Below are 16,126 nucleotides of genomic sequence, written 5' to 3' on the forward strand. Positions count from 1 at the left end.
GTCCTCTCCGCCCTCAAGGGCGGAGATTCCTGCTTCCAGCGTCGCACGTCCGCGACGGAGAATGTTTATCGCAGCATTGAGATCACGATCATGTACCACGCCACAATCGCTGCAAGTCCATTCTCTTATTCCAAGACCTGCGATACCTCTCGGCCTCGAATCGGGCAGTGCGCCGCAGTTCGAGCAAGTCTGGGTCGTAAAGCGTTCGTCCACTTCCACATACCGCGCGCCATGCCTAATGGCCTTGTACGCCAGCATTCTCCGAAAGGACGACCAGCCTGCATCATGCACCGACTTCGCCAGGCTGGTTTGGGCGAGCCCTGCGGCGTTGACGTTGCCGACAGCGATATGGTCAAAAGCACGTACAATTTTCAGCGATTCCTTGTGCAGGAAATCCCGACGGCGAGACGCCGTGTAAGCATGGATGGCCTTCACCCGTCGTCGTTTATGAGCACGCTGCGCCACCGCCAGCGCCGCTTCGGCTTTTCGGTAAAAACCCGGGGCCTCAATCCGGTTGGTATCAGACAGCACGGCAAGCTCTTTCAATCCAAGGTCGATACCAACGCCATGTTCGAGCGGGCGCACTGGTGGCTCAGCCACCTCGATCACAATGTTGAGGAACCAATTGCCCCTGCTGTCTTGGGAAAAGCATGTCCCATCTTTGATCTTGCCTTCCGGCAGAGGGCGGGAGGAAAACACGCGAAAGGTGTGGCCCGCAAAGCGAAACGCATCGCCCTCGCGGTGCAGGTCGCGTCCTTTGAGTGGCACCCACCCCAATGTCTTACGTCCACGATAGCGCAGGTAAGGGCGACGATGCTGGCTGCGCGATTTGGCGAACTGTTCACATACCGCATTGATGGTGCCGGAGTGCAGCCCAAGTTCCTTGCTGCTACCCGTAGTCAACACGTTCAAGTCAAAGCCCGTCAGCCATGGGCGGTCAAAACGCAAAGCATCCTTCTGCCGATCGTTGCAATAATTCCAGACAACATTCGCCTTGCGGGCCAACTGGTTAAGCAGCCCGTTCAGCGACTTAACACGATAACGGTACACGATAAGCATACTGTAATTTTATACAGTATTTATAATCTGGAGCGCACGACTGCTTCGTAGTCGGCTCCTTTTCTCCCCGTCGTAAACGACGGGGTTTCACGGAGCAAAATCTGATGAAATGCCCGCCGCGCAGCGTGACATGGGGCTGGCCTCGCGTGCCCGGGACGCGGCGCAGGAATTCACGATCCAGGCCGCGCGTGATCGGGTCGCCATCGCTGTAGCAGCAAATAAACGGCTTTTCCCAACGTTCGAGCTCGCGCCAGGCGGCGCGCTGGTCGGCACAGGCCGGGTTGTCGTCGCTGATTGGCACCAGGGATGGGTAGATGCGCGCCATATCTTGAAAGCCGGCGAAATGCGCGTCGTGGCGCCATCCGGCAAGCCGCCGTTGCCCACCACAATGCGCGCGAACCGCTCCGGCATTTCCGCCGCCAGCCGCAGGCCGATCAGCGAACCCCAGTCCTGGCACACCAGGGTGATGCCGCGCAGGCCGAGCGCCTCGATCCACTAGCGCAGCCAGGCCACCTGGCCGGCATAGCTGTAGTGGCCGGCCGCGGCCGGCTTGTCGGACTTGCCAAATCCAATCAGGTCGGGCGCCGGCACCCGCAAGCCAGCCGGCGCCGCAGCGCGCGGCCCGGCGTCGACATAGTGCAGGCGCAGGCCCTCGCGCAGCCTCAGGTAGTTGGGCGGGAATGGATAGTCCGGCAGATCGGCGAACCGCTCGTCGGGAGTGCGCAGCACGTGCATGGGAAAGCTCCTGTAGATTAGCTGCCTGACATTTTCGGGTCCGGCAGCGGCCCATGCTTGTCATTTCGCGACAAGCAAGCATCTTTTTGCGCCAACCATAAGGCGCTTTTCTTTTATCGCCCTTGGTGTAGGATTGCCCTTATTGGCAACCAGGCATGGGCATGGACATGGAGCAAATAGCCGGTGAAAGCATGGCAACCCAGGACTGGTCGCGCAGCGAGCTCGGCCCGCAAGACGGCTGGCCGCACGCGCTGCGCCTGGTGCTGGATGTCATGCTCAACACGCCGCTGCCCATGCTGCTGATGTGGGGGCGCCAGCAAATCATGCTGTTCAACCAGGCCTACGCCAGCAGCGCCGGCTCGGCCAACGCGACGGCGCCCGGCGGCGCCACGCCGACCGTGCCGCCCTCGGCCTGGAGCTGGAATCCGCAGGCCATCGAGCGCGCCTGGAACGGGCAGAGCCTGGTATTCCCGCGCCAGCCGCTCAAGCTGTGGCGCGATGGCCGCATGGCCGAAACCAATTTCGACCTGCACTACACCCCGGTGCGCGATGCAAGCGGCGCCGTGGCCGGCATCCTGTGCACGCTGGCGCCGGCCAGTGCGCCGCCGCTGTCCACGGCAGCCGCCAACGATGGCCAGCTGCGCATCCTGGTGGTGGAAGACAACCAGGATGCCCAGTACCTGGTGTGCGAAATGCTGCGCGCCTTCGGCCATGAGGTCAGCGCGGTGGCCGATGGCGAGGCGGCGCTGGAGGTACTGGCCGGCGCCAGCTACGACGTGCTGTTCAGCGACGTCAGCCTGCCCGGCATGAGCGGGGTCGAGCTGGGGCGCCAGGCCTTGCAGCGCCAGCCGCAGCTGCGCGTGGTGTTTGCCAGCGGTTATAGCGAGTCCCTGACGGCCCACCTCGACTTCCCGGCCGTGTCCATGCAAAAGCCCTACGATATCGAGCAGCTGCAGCGCGTGCTGAATAGTTTGCGCTAGGCAACGGTGCGGCGCGCTGGAAGGGACCAACGCTACAATCATGAGTTATGAGTCCCGATCCCCGCACGCATAACGTACTGGATAGTATGGGTGACGGTTTCGTCGTCATCGCGCGCGATTGGACTGTCCAGTGCCTCAATCCGCGCGCTGCAGAAATGCTGATGCCCTCCCCGGCCGATCCGCGCGGCCACTCCTGGTGGGAAGTCCTGCCGGCCCTGGCCGGCAGCCCGCTGGAGGCGCCGCTGCGCCGCACGCTGGAGCACGGCCTGCCCGCCACCTGCGAGCTGTTCTATATGCGCAGCCAGCGCTGGATCGAGGTGCGCGCCTGGCCTTCCCCGCTCGGCATGACCCTGCTGCTGCTCGACATCCACCAGCGCAAGCTGCACGAACGCGGCCTGCGCGAGAGCACCAACCGGCTGCAGGTGGCGCTGGCGGCCGGCAAGCTGGGCGACTGGGAATGGGATGCGCGCTCGGGCCTGGTGCGCCTGGGCCGGCGCGCCGCCGAAATCTTCGAGCTGCCGGCCGAGATCCCGATCACCTGGCCGGTGCTGCGCGAACGCATCGTGGCGGAAGATTTCGCCACCGTCGAGAAAGCGTTCGTCGACGCCAGCATGGCGCGGCGCGATTTCAACGCCGAGTGCCGCATCCTGCACCGCAACGGCGAGCGCTGCTGGCTGGCCATCGTCGGCCACGGCGACTTTGACGAAGACGGCCAGCTGCGCGGCATCATCGGCATGGTGCAGGACATCACGCCGCGCAAGCAGGCCGAGGACGCGCTGCGCAACAGCGAGGAGGAGTTGCGCACGCTGGCCAACAGCATTCCCCAGCTGGCCTGGATCGCCAATTCCGACGGCTCCATGGTGTGGTACAACGAGCGCTGGCAGGAATACACCGGCATGAGCGGCAAGGACATGCTGGACGGCCGCTGGCAGGAAGTGTATCCGCCGGAAGTACTGCCGGCCATCGTGTCGCACTGGAACGAATCGGTGCAAAGCGGTAAGCCGTTCGAAATGGAATACCCGATCCGCGCCCGCGACGGCCGCTTCCGCTGGTTCCTGACGCGCGCCAATCCCATGCGCGATGCGCGCGGCCAGCTGCTGCGCTGGTTCGGCACTGCCACCGATGTCGACCAGGTCAAGCGCGTGCAGGAGCAGTTGCGCGACGAAAGCACGATCCTCGAATTATTGAACAGCACCGGCGCCGCCCTGGTGCAGCACCACTCGCTGCAAGCCATGCTGCAGGAAGTGACCGATGCCGCCACGCGCATCTCCGGCGCCCGCTTCGGCGCCTTCTTCTACCACGGCCTGCGCGCCGACGGCCAGCGCCAGCCCATGCATACCATCGCTGGCGGTCCGCCCGAAGATTTCGAACGCCTGCCCCACCCGCAGGTGCGCAGCGGGATGGCGGTGCCGGTGCTGGCGCGCGCCGGCGAAGTGGTCGGCACGCTGTTCTTCGGCCACCCGGAAGAGCATATGTTCAATGAGCGCACCGAACGCATCGTCGCCGGCATTGCGGCCCAGGCCGGCATTGCGATCGACAATGCGCGCATGGTGGAAGCGGCCCAGCGCGCCGCGGAAGAGCGCAAGGTGCTGCTCGACCGCGAGCGCTATGCGCGCGCCGAGGCCGAGCGCAGCAGCCAGATGAAGGACGAATTCCTGGCCACCCTGTCGCATGAACTGCGCACGCCGCTGACCGCGATTCTCGGCTGGTCGCAGGTCCTGCGGCGCGGCAACCGCAGCCCGGAGGAACAGGTGCGCGGCCTGGAAACCATCGAACGCAATGCGCGCGCCCAGGCCCAGCTGATCGAAGACTTGCTGGACATGGGCCGCATCACGTCCGGCAAGGTGATGCTGGACATGAAGCTGCTGCTGCCGGCCAGCGTGGTCGACGCCGCGCTCGAGGCGGTGCGCCCGGCGGCCGAAGCCAAAGGCATCCGGCTCGAGCGCGACTTCGCCGCCACCGGCCACGTCGCGGCCGACGCCAACCGCCTGCAGCAGGTGGTGTGGAACCTGCTGACCAATGCGCTCAAGTTCACCCCGCGCGGCGGCACGGTGCGCGCCTCGATCTGGGCCTATGAAGGACATGCCGTGATTACCGTGACCGATAGCGGCATCGGCATCCGTCCCGAATTCCTGCCGCATGTCTTCGAGCGCTTCCGCCAGGCCGACGCCTCGACCACGCGGCGCCATGGCGGCCTGGGGCTGGGCCTGTCCATCGTCAAGCACCTGGTCGAGCAGCATGGCGGCACGGTGTCGGCCGCCAGCGAAGGCGAAGGCACGGGCGCCAGCTTCAGCGTGCGGCTGCCGCTGGCCAGCGGCGAACTGCGCGCCCAGCGCATGCACAGCCCGCCGCGCAGCGACAAGATGCCGCTGCCGGACATGGGCTTGCGCGACCTGGGTGGGCTGCAAGTGTTGCTGGTTGACGACGAAGCCGATGCCCGCGACCTGATCAGCCGCATCCTGCGCGACTGTAACTGCCAGGTGCAGTCGGCCGGCACCGCCGCCGAGGCGCTGGCGCTGGCGCGCGCCGGGCGCTTCGACCTGTTGCTGAGCGATATCGGCATGCCCGATGTGGACGGTTTTGAACTATTGTCGCGCATCCGCGCCCTGGGCCCGGCGCGCGGCGGCAGCCTGCCGGCCATTGCCCTGACCGCCTTCGCCCGCCCCGAAGACCGTTTGCGCGCGCTGGAAAGCGGCTTCCTGGACCATGTGCCCAAGCCCATCGAACCTTCTGAATTGATAGCAACAATCGGCCGGGTCTTCGCTGCCAGCAAGGGCGCGTGAGACTACCGGTACACGGGAGAATGTCCTACAAGAAACTTTCGACTTTTTTGCTAGACTCGTTAATGACACGTGCGCCACGGCAAACTGTCGCAAGCTACACTAGACGTCCAGTTCCAGAGAACGCCATGCCAAGCCCAGATGAGATCCTGAACGCCAAGATCCTGGTAGTTGACGATTGTGCAGACAACATCGACCTGATGCTGGAAATCCTGCGCGATGCCGGTTACACCAACGTGACGGCCACCATGTTACCGGAGCAGGTTTGCCCCCTGCACCGCCAGCACTGCTACGACCTGATCCTGCTGGACCTGCAAATGCCGGAACTGAACGGTTTCCAGGTCATGAAGGGCCTGAAGGAAATCGAGCAGGACGGCTACCTGCCGGTGCTGGCCCTGACCGCCCAGCCCAGCTTCAAGATTGCCGCGCTGGAAGCCGGCGCGCGCGACTTCATCAGCAAGCCCTTCGACCTGCTGGAAGTGCATAAACGCATCCACAATATGCTGGAGGTACGCCTGCTGTACAAGGAACTGGCGTCCTACAGCAAGCAGCAGCAGGAGCTGGCCCTGCACGACCCGCTGACCGGCCTGCCCAACCGGCGCCTGCTGGAAGACCGTATCGCCACCGCCGTGCAGCACGCCGCGCGCCAGCAGCGCCGCGCCGCCGTCATGTACCTCGACCTGGACGGCTTCAAGGCCATCAACGATACCCACGGCCACGCCTATGGCGACGAAATCCTCAAGCAGGTGGCGCAGCGCCTGGTGCATTCCTCGCGTAAGGAAGACACGGTGGCGCGCATCGGCGGCGATGAATTCGTGATTGTGATGGGCGATGTCGGCACCCTGGCCGATGCCCAGGAACCGGCCAGCAAGCTGATCGAGGTGGTGGCCCAACCCTATGCCGTGAACGGCCTGAGCCTGCAGCTGTCGACCAGCCTCGGCATCGCGCTCTATCCGGACGACGCCACCACGGTCGACAACCTGATGCACGTGGCCGATGCGGCGCTGTATGAAGCGAAGCGCACAGGCAAGAACCGCTACTGCGTGGCCTCCAGCTGTACGGCGACGCAGCCGTCCTCGCCGGTCCAGGCCACAGCAGCCTGATCAGGTGGTTTCGGCCTCGCGCCCGATTTCCGTCGATTCCTCCACCTTGGCGGCATGCTGGTGATCCTGCTGGGCGTCGACTTTTTCCGGCGCCACTTCAATGCGCGTAATGCCGGCATCGACCGAAATCGGATCGCTGGCGGGGAAGGTCATTTCGACCGCATCGTCCAGCAATTCCTCCTTGGCTTTCTCGGCTGGCGCCAGTTGCTCCTCGTCGGCCAGGATGGCGATGGCGCAAGCCCAGCGCACGAAATTCAGCTGGGCCAGGTCGCGCACGGTGGCCACGCCGAAAGCCGCCTGCAGCGCCTTGGCATCCTTGGCGCTCAGGCCGCGCAGGGCGCTGACCGGCGCCTCGGCCAGTTCGCGGAAGCTCTTGCCCACGTATTCTTTGTCAACGATAGTGTCGATATTCATGGTCACTCCTCCATTGGACGAGTTTCCACTATGGCAGCGCCCTCCCCGCCTGACTGTGCGCGTGCGTACACAGGGCGGCGTCCGATTGAATGTGTTCGTTTGACGGTGTAATAAGGCAACGCTATGATCAGAATAGTGGACAAGCCCAAGATCCTAGTCGTCAATGACGACGCCAACAGCCTCTTCGCGCTGACCAACTTGCTTGAACAGTGGGCGACGCAGGAACAGTTCGAAGTAGTCGCCGCGCGTTCCGGCGAGGATGCCCTGCGCGAAGTGCTTACGCATGACTTTGCGGTGATCCTGCTCGACGTCAATATGCCAGGCATGGATGGCTTTGAGACGGCCGAAGCCATCCACCAGCGGCCGCGCTCGGCCGACATCCCGATCATCTTCATCACCGCCTTCGTGGCCGACGAACTGGACCGCCTCAAGGCCTACCAGCGCGGCGCGGTCGACTTCCTGTTTACGCCGGTGATCCCGCAGATGCTGTACGCCAAGATCAGCGTCTTTGTCTCGCTCGCCACCAAGAATGAGGAATTGCGGCGTCAGGCGCGCCAGCTGAGCCAGCGCACCACGGACTTGATTGCAAGCAACCAGCGCCTGTTGCGCGAAATCGAGGAGCGCAAGTCCGCCGAGCGGGCCAGCCACGCCAAGGACGAATTCCTGGCCATGCTGGGCCATGAGCTGCGCAACCCGCTGTCGGCCATCAGCAGCGCCGCTTCCCTGATCGGCCTGCCCGGCGTGGCGGCCGACAGCGTGGGCCACGCCAAGCAGATCATCCAGCGCCAGAGCAAGCACCTGGGCCGCATCGTGGACGACCTGCTCGACCTGAGCCGCGCCATGTCCGGCAAGATCCTGCTGAACCGGGCGCCGCTGGACCTGGCGGCCCTGATCAACACCACGCTCGATACCTTCCGCGCCACCGGCCGCCTGGCCGACTACCAGCTGCACGCCAGGACCGTGCCTTGCTGGGTCAACGGCGATGCCACACGCCTGGAGCAGGTGTTCAGCAACCTGCTGGACAATGCCTTGAAGTACACCCCGCACGGCGGCCGCATCGAGATCCTGAGCGATGTGGACGATGGCGAGGTCACCATCAGCATCCACGACAGCGGGGTCGGCATCGCGCCGGACTTGCTGCCGCAGGTGTTCGACGTCTTTGTCCAGGGCACCAGCACGCTGGACCGCGCGCAGGGCGGCCTCGGCATTGGCCTGGCCCTGGTGCGGCGCCTGGTGGAACTACACGGCGGTAACGTTTATGCTGAAAGTGCCGGGCCGGGCGAGGGCAGTACCTTCACCCTGCACCTGCCCTGCATCGAGCACGTAACAGAAACCAAGGCGGCTCCCATGGAAACAAGCGAACAAAGCAAGCCGGCCGTGCTGCTGGTCGAAGACAACGACGATGGCCGCGAGATGATGGCCATGATGCTGAGCTGCTACGGCTACCCGGTGCAGCACGCGGCCGACGGCTTCCAGGGCCTGGCGACGGCGGCGGCCACCAAGCCCGATATCGCGCTGGTCGATATCGGCCTGCCCGGCATCGACGGCTACGAAGTGGCGCGCCGCATGCGCGCCAATCCGGACACCCACCACATCAAACTGATCGCCCTGACCGGCTACGGCCTGGCGGACGACCAGCGGCGCGTGATGGATGCCGGCTTCGACATGCACCTGGTGAAGCCGGTCGACGTCGACCAGCTGCTGCGCGCCATCAGCGAGTGCCTGGCGCGCGACCCAGCGACGGCGCGGGACTGAGTCCGGGCGCGCGCGGCGGCACGAAGTCGATTTCATCCTTGCGTGCTTCGATCTCGCGCGCCATGGCCTGCAGGTCGAGGCCGGCCTGCTTCGCCTTGGGGAACATCTCCCCCTCCTCTTCCTTGACGTGGTGGTTGATGTATTCGCCCAACACCTTCACTTTGGCGTCGAACAGTTCGTCGTGCGGATCCATCTCGCCGATCTGGGCGATCAGGTCCTTGGCGCTGGAGTGCTCGACCGTTGCCTCGTCGACCAGGTCTTCGCTTTCCTTATCCGCCGCACGCACGGCGGGATAGAAGATTTCCTCTTCGGCGGTGGCGTGCTTGGTCAGTTCCAGGCAGATCTTGTCCGCCAGCTTCTTCTTGCTGGCGAAAGCGCGGTCGCCCAGATCCTCGAACTCCTGGAACAAGGCTTTTACATTGGCATGGTCTTGCTTGAGCAGTGCGATAGCGTCTTTCATTTTCATCTCCTCATAATGAAGCGTCAGCTTCGCAGGCGCACTGCTGGCTGTATGTGCGCCACCACACGACTATCCTCATGTATGATCAGGGCAATAAACATGGACTACCAAAAATATGCCTGCCAACACCGACGCGGCTGAACTGCGTGAGCTGCTGGCTTACGTCAATAATTGCTGGGACGACGAGCGGCGGGCCTTGTCGCGCCAGATGCACGACAGCCTGGGGTCTTCCCTGACGGCGCTGACCATGCACCTCGGCCTGCTGACCTCCAAACTGCCGCAGGAGCCGGCCCTGCTCGACCGTGCGGCGCAGATGAAGCACCTGCTGCACACTATCATCGAGACCAACCGCGCCATGCAGCACAAGCTGTGGAACGACAAGCTGGAGTTCCTCGGCCTGCGTGTGGCGCTGGGCGAACTGGTGGCCCAGTTCGGGGCGGAACAGCACCTGAGCGCCCGCTGCAGCTTGCCGGAGGACGAGCCGGCCTGCCCGCGCGGCCACCGCGTGGTGCTGCTGCGTGCGGCGGAAGAAGGCTTGCGCAATGTGGCCCTGCACGCGCGGGCCAGCAGCATCGACGTGATCGTCGACGATCTGGAAGACAGCATCGTGCTGATGGTGAAGGATGACGGCGTCGGGCTGGGCGACGCTGGCGCGCACGCCGCCGGTGCCGATTGGCCGGGCCGCCATGGTTTGCGCATGCTGCGCGAACGTGCCGTGTTCCTCGGCGGCGGCTTGTCGCTGACGGCCAACAACGGCCGCGGCGTCGTGCTGGCGGTGACGCTGCCTAAACCGCCCGTCCCCGCCTGAGCGCCATCAGCGCCGACAAGGGCAGCGCGAGCGCGCCGAGCACGAACCACAGCCACTGCGGCACATGGAAGCCATGCTCGTCCGCATACGCCTGCGCCGGTGCGACGGCGCGGTGGACTTGCGGCGCGGCAGGGTTGTAATACACGGTGACGGCATCGCCCAGCTTGCGCCGCGCGCAGCCGGCAGCATCGCGGGCCGAGCCGCGGCGGCGCTTGCCGCCGGCTTCGAACTCATACCACCAGCGCCCGTCATGGTTGCACTCCAGCAGAACGACGCGTCCGGCAGCCGTCACATGCTGGCGCGCCAGCTGCGCCACATCCTGGGCCCGGTTATAACAGCCGCCCAGCAGCAGGGCCGCGGCCAGCCAGCACGCGCGGCGCGCCTTCAATGCAGCTTCACCAGCGGCGTCGCCCGCTTGACCAGGAAGCGCGCCAGCGCCAGCACCCCGGTGCGCACCGAACCGAGCACCGCCTGGTGGTGCAGCAGGTGCAGGCTCACATACATCATGCGCGCAAAAAAGCCTTCCACGAACCAGTTAAAGCCGCGCAGCGAACCCATCAGGCTGCCGACCGAGGTCGACTGGCCGAACGACACCAGCGAGCCATAGTCGCGGTATGCGTAGGGCTTGCCCTGCGGCGCCTTGCCGCGCGCCTGGCGCAGGAAGGTCTCGAGCAGGTAATCGGCCTGCTGGTGCGCCGCCTGGGCGCGCGGCGGTACCGGCTTGCCATCGGCGCCCAGGCACAGTGCGCAGTCGCCCAGCGCATACACGCCCGGCACGCCCTTCACCTGCAGCTCGCCCGTCACTTCGATCTGGCCGCCCTTGGCGAGCGGCAACCCGAGCGCGCAGAGGAAGGCCGGCGCCTTGATGCCTGCCGCCCACACCACGATATCCGATGGGTAGCGCTGCGCGCCGACGCTGACATGGTCCTCGGCAATGGCGGTGACACGGCAATCGGTCACCACCTTGATGCCGCGCTCGTTGAGCAGTTTGAGCGCCGCGCCCGACACGCGCTCCGGCAGCGGCGCCAGGATGCGCGGCGCGCCCTCCAGCAGCGTAATGCGCACATCGCGCACCGGATCGAGGTGGCCGAAGCCGTAGGAGGTGTAGACGCCGCTGGCCTCGCGCAGTTCGGCGGCCAGCTCGACGCCGGTGGCGCCGCCGCCGATGATCACCACGTCGACCCCGGCCGCACCGCCCTGCCCCTTTTGCAGCGCCGCCTTGGTCAGCAGCTTGAGCAGGGTCAGACGGAAACGTTCCGCATCTTCGGTCGCATTCAGGGAAATGGTGTTTTCGGCGGCGCCCGGCACACCGAAATAATTGGACGTGCTGCCCACCGCCATGACCAGCGCTTCGTACTGGATCGAGCGCTGCGGCAGGACAGCCTCGCCGCCCTCGGTGGTAATGGCCGCCACGGTCAGCTGCCGGGCCCCGGCGTCCAGCGCCGTCATGGCGCCATAGACATATGTGAAGCCATTGTCGTGCGCCAGCATCTGGTAGGACAGGCCCTCCTGGTGGATGTCCAGGGTGCCCGCCGCGACCTCGTGCAGCGATGGCTTCCAGATATGGTAAAGCCGGCTATCGACCAGCATCACCTGTTGCGGGCCGAGTTTCCGGCCCAGTTTGCAAGCGAGCTCAAGGCCGCCCGCCCCTCCACCTACGATCACATATTTGCTACGCAAACAGTTCTCCCAATGTCGGCGGCGACCGGCCGCCCCGGTCAGTCTTTATCTTTATGCTTGCCGTGGCCGTGGCCTTTGTCTTTGTGCTTGCCGTGGCCGCGGTCGTCGTCGCGGTCATCGCGGCGGTCGTGGTCGTGGCGGTCGCGGTGCTCTTCGCGGTAGCGCGGCGCGTACTCATTGGTGTACCACTCGTCGCGCACGAAGTAGACATTGCGCGAGCAGGCATTGTACTTGTGGCAGTGCTTATCCCATTTCTTGGCATGGCCAGGCGGTACGCGCAGGTACATCGGCTCGGCGATCACGCGCGCCGGACGCTGGATGATCACCGGTTGCGGGTACAGCACTGGCGGCGGCGCAGTGTTACCAATATTGATCTGGCCATAGAAGCCTGGCTGGCCGACGGTAACGGAAACGCCGACATCGGAAGCGAAGGCGGAAGTGCTGATTGCCAGCACGGCGGCGGCTAAGAGCTGGGTCTTCATGATCGTGATTATATAAGTAGTTGAAAAAGTGCGTTGAGCGCAGGTTATTGTATCAAGGCAAGTTCCCATCCTACGTGCGCCAGCGCACATAGCTTAGCAAAAAGCAACACTTCAAGCGTAGGCGGCCAGGGCGCTGCGTAGCTCGGCAATGGCCTGGCGGGCCTGGGAAATGACCTTGTCGGCGATGCGCTTGCGCACCGCCTGCACGCGGCCGGCCGCCTCGGCTTCCAGCATCAGCGGCGTCAGCAACTGGGTGGCCGACTCGTGGAAGCTGGCGGCGAGACGGTCCAGCTGGCGGCCGAAACCGGCCTGCACTTCCTGCAGGCGCTTGCGCAATTCCTCTTCGAAAGCCCGGCGGCGGTCGCGGATTTCAGAGCGCTTGCGGCGGCCCGCATCGGCAAACCATTTAAAAGCGCCGGCCAGCAAGACCGCGCCGCCGACGAATGGCGCGGCCGGCGCCACCACCGGCAGCACCACGGCAACGCCGAACAGGTAGGCGGCGGTGCCGGTACCGGCGGCGGCCACCGCGCTACCCATCAGGGTGATATTGGCGGCGGTGTCGACGGTCTGCGCCAGGCGGGTGCCGACGCGCATGCGCGGCATCAGGCGTGCCAGGGTGGCATGGTGCTGGCGCTCGAACACGGTGGCCTGGGTCAGGCGGATGTCGGACTGGAACAGCGACAGGTCGTGCTGCAGCAAGTCCAGCACCTCCTCCTTGCGCTGCACTACCCGGTCCAGGCGCGACTCCATTTCATTGCCAAACTGCGCGCCGCTGGCTGCTTCGTTCGCCTCGGGATGGGCTGCCAGCGCCAGCTCGATGGCATTGCCGGCATCGTGCACGGCGTCTTCGATATCCTGGCTCAACACATTGCGTTCATAGGCGATGCGGGCATCGACCAGGGCCAGGCGCTGCTGCACCTGGTGGCGCAGCTGCTGCGCGGTGGCCAGCAGGCTGGCGGCGCTGGCTTCGCAGGCCAGCATGGCGTTTTCGTGCTCGCGGTAGCTTTCGATGCCCTGGCAGATGGTGGTGACGGCACGCTCGACCACTTCCTGCAACTCCTGCTGGCTCATCAGGCCGCCGTTGTAGCCGCGCGCGTGGTTCAGCAATTCGGCATGGCCCATGGTGCGGCCGAAGTCGGCGACCGCATCGGCCAGGCCGCGGCCCATCACCAGCTTGCGCGCCTGGCTGCCCAGGTTGCTCAGCAGGCGGCGCTCCTCTTCCGGCGGCAGGCCGAACAACTGTTCCGCGCTCAGTTTGACGTGCAGCGCCTTGGCGATCTTTTGCGCCAGCGGACGGGCGGCGGTGCCTTGCAGCGCCAGCAGTGGTTTCAGCAGGTTGAAGGCGCTGTGGCGCGTGTGCTCGGCGACCGTCGGGCTGGAGCGGGCCAGGGCATGCAGCGCCCAGTCGACCGTGACGCCGCATTCGATGGCGTTCAGCATCAGGGCGGTGAAGACGGCGGAAGCGCGGCCATCGCCGGCCAGGTCGGTCACGGCGGCAAATTGCGCCAGCGTCATATTGCCATCGGTACTGGCGATGGCGCCCACGGTGCGGGCCAGCGCGGAAGTGAAGCTCTGGTCGGTGGAAAGGTGTTCATCGAGGCAGCGCAGCAGGACTGCGTGCTCGGGGACAGCCGGCGCAGGCGCGGCTGACAGGTTGACGCTAGCGGCTCCGTAAGTGCTTTGCACAAATACTCCGTTCGCCCGGTCCATGCTAATGGCATTCTAGACCATGGGAGATCATCACCCAAACAGTTTAAAAGCCGCCATGGCCCCGATCAGCGTCAGCGTCTGGGCCAGCATCCAGCGCAGGATTTCGTTCTTGAGCTTCTCCAGCTTAAGATCGAGCCTTTGCTCCAGTTCTTGCAAGTCGGACATATGGGCCACCGGATCGCGTTTGTTCGAGGACATGGTACGCTCCTTGGTCGGAAAGCGTCATTGTCCCGCGGCTAGGGTGCGGGCTCTGTGGGCAAAATCAAGGTTTCCTTGATTTCCTCCATGACGACATAGGACTTGGACTGCGCCGCGCCCGGAAGGTTCAACAGCATATCGCCCAGCAGCTTGCGGTACTCCGCCATCTCATGGATGCGCGCCTTGATCAGGTAATCGAAGTCGCCCGACACCAGGTGGCACTCCTGCACTTCCGGAATGCGCAGCACCTCGCGCCGGAACTGTTCGAAGTGGCTGGCCGATTTCTGGTTCAGCGTGATCTCCACGAACACCAGCAGGCTGGCGCCGAGGGCACGCGGATTGAGCCGCGCGTGGTAGCCGGCAATCACCCCGTCCCGCTCCATGCGCTTGACCCGCTCGATGGTCGGCGTAATCGACAGCCCGACCTGCTCGCTCAGGTCCTTCATGGCAATCCGCGCATCGTCCTGCAGGATGCGCAGTATTTTCCGGTCAATCTTGTCCAGTCCCCGGACTGATTCCTTCTGGATTCGCATGATTTTTTACTGTTTTATCGGCTCGATATAGTAACAAATACTAGCAAAACTTAACTACCATAGCAAAATAATCCGCAACAAATATTCCGGAGGCAATTCATGCGCGTAGTTATCCTTGGCAGCGGCGTTATCGGCGTCACCAGTGCTTATTACCTGGCCCAGGCCGGCCACGATGTCACCGTGCTCGACCGCCAGGCCGGTCCTGCCCTGGAAACCAGCTTCGCCAATGCCGGCCAGATTTCGCCGGGCTACGCCTCGCCCTGGGCTGCCCCAGGCATTCCGCTGAAGGCCATGAAATGGATGCTGCAGCGCCACGCGCCGCTGTCGATCACCCCTGACGGTACCACCTTCCAGCTGAAATGGATGTGGCAGATGCTGCGCAACTGCAATGCCGAATCCTACGCGATCAACAAGGAACGCATGGTGCGCCTGGCCGAGTACAGCCGCGACTGCTTCAAAGTCCTGCGCGCCGCCACCGGCATCGAATACGAAGGCCGCCAGCAAGGCACCACCCAGCTGTTCCGCACCCAGGCCCAGCTGGACGGCGCAGCCAAGGATATTAAAGTACTGAAAGAAACCGGCGTGCCCTACGAGCTACTGACCGGCGCCGAGCTGATGAAGGCCGAGCCGGGCCTGGCGGCATCCCAGCACAAGCTGGTGGGCGGCCTGCGCCTGCCGAACGACGAAACCGGCGACTGCCAGCTGTTCACCACCCGCCTGGAAGCCATGGCCAAAGCGCTGGGCGTGAAGTTCCGCTACGGCGTTGAGATGGACCAGCTGGTGATGGAAGGCGGCAAGGTCAAGGGCGTGCAGTGCGGCGCCGAACTGGTGGAAGGCGACTCCTTCGTGGTGGCGCTGGGCGCCTACTCGACCCCGTTCCTGAAGGAACTGTTCGACATCCCGGTCTACCCGCTGAAAGGCTACTCGATCACCGTGCCGATCGTGGACGGCGACAAGGCCCCGACTTCGACCATCCTGGACGAGACCTACAAGATTGCCGTGACCCGCTTCGACGACCGCATCCGCGTCGGCGGCATGGCCGAAATCGCCGGCTACAACACCAAGCTCAACCCACGCCGCCGCGAAACCCTGGAAATGGTGGTCAACGACCTGTTCCCAGGCGCCGGCGACACCGCCGCCGCCACGTTCTGGACCGGCCTGCGCCCGATGACCCCGGACGGCACCCCGGTGGTCGGCCGCACCGCCATCCGCAACCTGTTCACCAACACCGGCCACGGCACGCTCGGCTGGACCATGAGCTGCGGTTCCGCCCAGCTGCTGGCCGACATCATGTCCGCCAAGCGCCCAGCCATCTTCGCCGACGACCTGTCGGTCGCCCGCTACAGCGAAGAGCGCACCGTCCGCCAGCCGCAACTGGCCGGCGCCTGACAGCAACTTTTGTCCACTTTGGTTCCTGACCCCAAAGTGG

The 16,126-nt window shown here is 64.7% G+C and carries 17 protein-coding genes; 7 read left to right on the top strand and 10 right to left on the bottom strand.

The genetic code is table 11. From position 1 onward, the window contains the following. The coding region (locus AAHE99_RS23625; RefSeq protein WP_342119941.1) for an RNA-guided endonuclease InsQ/TnpB family protein at nt 1-1,059 on the bottom strand (1,059 nt) is incomplete at its 3' end. 109 nt (nt 1,060-1,168) lie between these two features. On the opposite strand from AAHE99_RS23625, the gene AAHE99_RS23630 reads away from it, so the two are divergent. Beyond that, entirely contained in the window at nt 1,169-1,558 is a 390-nt protein-coding gene (locus AAHE99_RS23630; protein WP_342119943.1) for a hypothetical protein, read from the top strand. On the opposite strand, the gene AAHE99_RS23635 is transcribed toward AAHE99_RS23630, so the two are convergent. Further along, entirely contained in the window at nt 1,555-1,794 is a 240-nt protein-coding gene (locus AAHE99_RS23635; protein WP_342119944.1) for a hypothetical protein, read from the bottom strand. The two genes, AAHE99_RS23630 and AAHE99_RS23635, sit on opposite strands and share 4 nt — an antisense overlap. 191 nt (nt 1,795-1,985) lie before the next feature. Here AAHE99_RS23635 and AAHE99_RS23640 point away from each other — a divergent pair, with 191 nt between their 5' ends. The 3 genes from AAHE99_RS23640 (at nt 1,986) to AAHE99_RS23650 (ending at nt 6,657) form a co-directional block, all read left to right on the top strand. After that, a complete protein-coding gene (locus AAHE99_RS23640) occupies nt 1,986-2,774 on the top strand; it encodes a response regulator (protein WP_342119947.1) in 789 nt (262 codons plus the stop codon). A gap of 47 nt (nt 2,775-2,821) precedes the next feature. Beyond that, entirely contained in the window at nt 2,822-5,557 is a 2,736-nt protein-coding gene (locus AAHE99_RS23645) for a PAS domain-containing protein (RefSeq protein WP_342119949.1), read from the top strand. A gap of 125 nt (nt 5,558-5,682) precedes the next feature. Further along, nucleotides 5,683-6,657 carry a diguanylate cyclase domain-containing protein gene (locus AAHE99_RS23650; RefSeq protein ID WP_342119952.1) on the top strand — a complete coding sequence of 325 codons (975 nt, stop codon included), beginning with the start codon at nt 5,683-5,685 and terminating at the stop codon, nt 6,655-6,657. Here AAHE99_RS23650 and AAHE99_RS23655 read toward each other — a convergent pair whose 3' ends face one another. After that, nucleotides 6,658-7,071, bottom strand: a complete 414-nt coding sequence (locus tag AAHE99_RS23655; protein ID WP_342119954.1) for a hypothetical protein — start codon at nt 7,069-7,071, stop codon at nt 6,658-6,660. 123 nt (nt 7,072-7,194) lie between these two features. On the opposite strand from AAHE99_RS23655, the gene AAHE99_RS23660 reads away from it, so the two are divergent. Beyond that, nucleotides 7,195-8,826, top strand: a complete 1,632-nt coding sequence (locus AAHE99_RS23660) for a response regulator (RefSeq protein WP_342119957.1) — start codon at nt 7,195-7,197, stop codon at nt 8,824-8,826. Here AAHE99_RS23660 and AAHE99_RS23665 read toward each other — a convergent pair. Next, nucleotides 8,783-9,286 (bottom strand): hemerythrin domain-containing protein, encoded by a 504-nt coding sequence (locus AAHE99_RS23665; RefSeq protein ID WP_446728953.1) that lies wholly within the window; start codon nt 9,284-9,286, stop codon nt 8,783-8,785. The genes AAHE99_RS23660 and AAHE99_RS23665 overlap by 44 nt on opposite strands. Before the next feature lie 115 nt (nt 9,287-9,401). Between AAHE99_RS23665 and AAHE99_RS23670 the strand changes: the two genes are divergently transcribed. After that, on the top strand, nt 9,402-10,094 hold the full coding sequence (locus AAHE99_RS23670; protein WP_342119964.1) for a sensor histidine kinase: 693 nt from the start codon (nt 9,402-9,404) through the stop codon (nt 10,092-10,094). Here the strand turns inward: AAHE99_RS23670 and AAHE99_RS23675 are convergent. The 6 genes from AAHE99_RS23675 to AAHE99_RS23700 form a co-directional block, all read right to left on the bottom strand. Next, nucleotides 10,072-10,386, bottom strand: a complete 315-nt coding sequence (locus AAHE99_RS23675) for a DUF3592 domain-containing protein (RefSeq protein WP_446728954.1) — start codon at nt 10,384-10,386, stop codon at nt 10,072-10,074. The genes AAHE99_RS23670 and AAHE99_RS23675 overlap by 23 nt on opposite strands. Before the next feature lie 92 nt (nt 10,387-10,478). Beyond that, nucleotides 10,479-11,774 carry an NAD(P)/FAD-dependent oxidoreductase gene (locus AAHE99_RS23680; protein ID WP_342119969.1) on the bottom strand — a complete coding sequence of 432 codons (1,296 nt, stop codon included), beginning with the start codon at nt 11,772-11,774 and terminating at the stop codon, nt 10,479-10,481. A 38-nt stretch (nt 11,775-11,812) separates the two neighbouring features. Further along, complete coding sequence (locus AAHE99_RS23685; RefSeq protein ID WP_342119971.1) at nt 11,813-12,256, bottom strand: hypothetical protein; 444 nt, start codon at nt 12,254-12,256, stop codon at nt 11,813-11,815. A 111-nt stretch (nt 12,257-12,367) separates the two neighbouring features. After that, nucleotides 12,368-13,942, bottom strand: a complete 1,575-nt coding sequence (locus tag AAHE99_RS23690) for a hypothetical protein (RefSeq protein WP_342119973.1) — start codon at nt 13,940-13,942, stop codon at nt 12,368-12,370. Between the two features lie 54 nt (nt 13,943-13,996). Next, nucleotides 13,997-14,164, bottom strand: coding sequence for a hypothetical protein (locus AAHE99_RS23695; RefSeq protein WP_342119976.1), 168 nt, complete (start codon nt 14,162-14,164; stop codon nt 13,997-13,999). Between the two features lie 38 nt (nt 14,165-14,202). Continuing rightward, nucleotides 14,203-14,697 carry an Lrp/AsnC ligand binding domain-containing protein gene (locus AAHE99_RS23700; RefSeq protein WP_342119978.1) on the bottom strand — a complete coding sequence of 165 codons (495 nt, stop codon included), beginning with the start codon at nt 14,695-14,697 and terminating at the stop codon, nt 14,203-14,205. A gap of 99 nt (nt 14,698-14,796) precedes the next feature. Here AAHE99_RS23700 and AAHE99_RS23705 point away from each other — a divergent pair, with 99 nt between their 5' ends. Then, nucleotides 14,797-16,086: a D-amino acid dehydrogenase gene (locus AAHE99_RS23705; RefSeq protein ID WP_342119981.1), complete on the top strand. Its 1,290-nt coding sequence runs from the start codon at nt 14,797-14,799 to the stop codon at nt 16,084-16,086. The last annotated feature ends 40 nt before the right edge of the window (nt 16,087-16,126 follow it).

Origin of the sequence: Pseudoduganella sp. OTU4001 (assembly GCF_038440195.1) — a bacterium.
GTDB lineage: Bacteria > Pseudomonadota > Gammaproteobacteria > Burkholderiales > Burkholderiaceae_D > Rugamonas.

Coding starts and splice junctions, on each gene's coding strand:
- AAHE99_RS23630 (WP_342119943.1), top strand. CDS start 1,169: ATGCCCGCCGCGCAGCGTGACATGGGGCTGGCCTCGCGTGCCCGGGAC.
- AAHE99_RS23700 (WP_342119978.1), bottom strand. CDS start 14,697: ATGCGAATCCAGAAGGAATCAGTCCGGGGACTGGACAAGATTGACCGG.
- AAHE99_RS23685 (WP_342119971.1), bottom strand. CDS start 12,256: ATGAAGACCCAGCTCTTAGCCGCCGCCGTGCTGGCAATCAGCACTTCC.
- AAHE99_RS23645 (WP_342119949.1), top strand. CDS start 2,822: ATGAGTCCCGATCCCCGCACGCATAACGTACTGGATAGTATGGGTGAC.
- AAHE99_RS23635 (WP_342119944.1), bottom strand. CDS start 1,794: ATGCACGTGCTGCGCACTCCCGACGAGCGGTTCGCCGATCTGCCGGAC.
- AAHE99_RS23670 (WP_342119964.1), top strand. CDS start 9,402: ATGCCTGCCAACACCGACGCGGCTGAACTGCGTGAGCTGCTGGCTTAC.
- AAHE99_RS23665 (WP_446728953.1), bottom strand. CDS start 9,286: ATGAAAGACGCTATCGCACTGCTCAAGCAAGACCATGCCAATGTAAAA.
- AAHE99_RS23650 (WP_342119952.1), top strand. CDS start 5,683: ATGCCAAGCCCAGATGAGATCCTGAACGCCAAGATCCTGGTAGTTGAC.
- AAHE99_RS23655 (WP_342119954.1), bottom strand. CDS start 7,071: ATGAATATCGACACTATCGTTGACAAAGAATACGTGGGCAAGAGCTTC.
- AAHE99_RS23705 (WP_342119981.1), top strand. CDS start 14,797: ATGCGCGTAGTTATCCTTGGCAGCGGCGTTATCGGCGTCACCAGTGCT.
- AAHE99_RS23660 (WP_342119957.1), top strand. CDS start 7,195: ATGATCAGAATAGTGGACAAGCCCAAGATCCTAGTCGTCAATGACGAC.
- AAHE99_RS23640 (WP_342119947.1), top strand. CDS start 1,986: ATGGCAACCCAGGACTGGTCGCGCAGCGAGCTCGGCCCGCAAGACGGC.
- AAHE99_RS23695 (WP_342119976.1), bottom strand. CDS start 14,164: ATGTCCTCGAACAAACGCGATCCGGTGGCCCATATGTCCGACTTGCAA.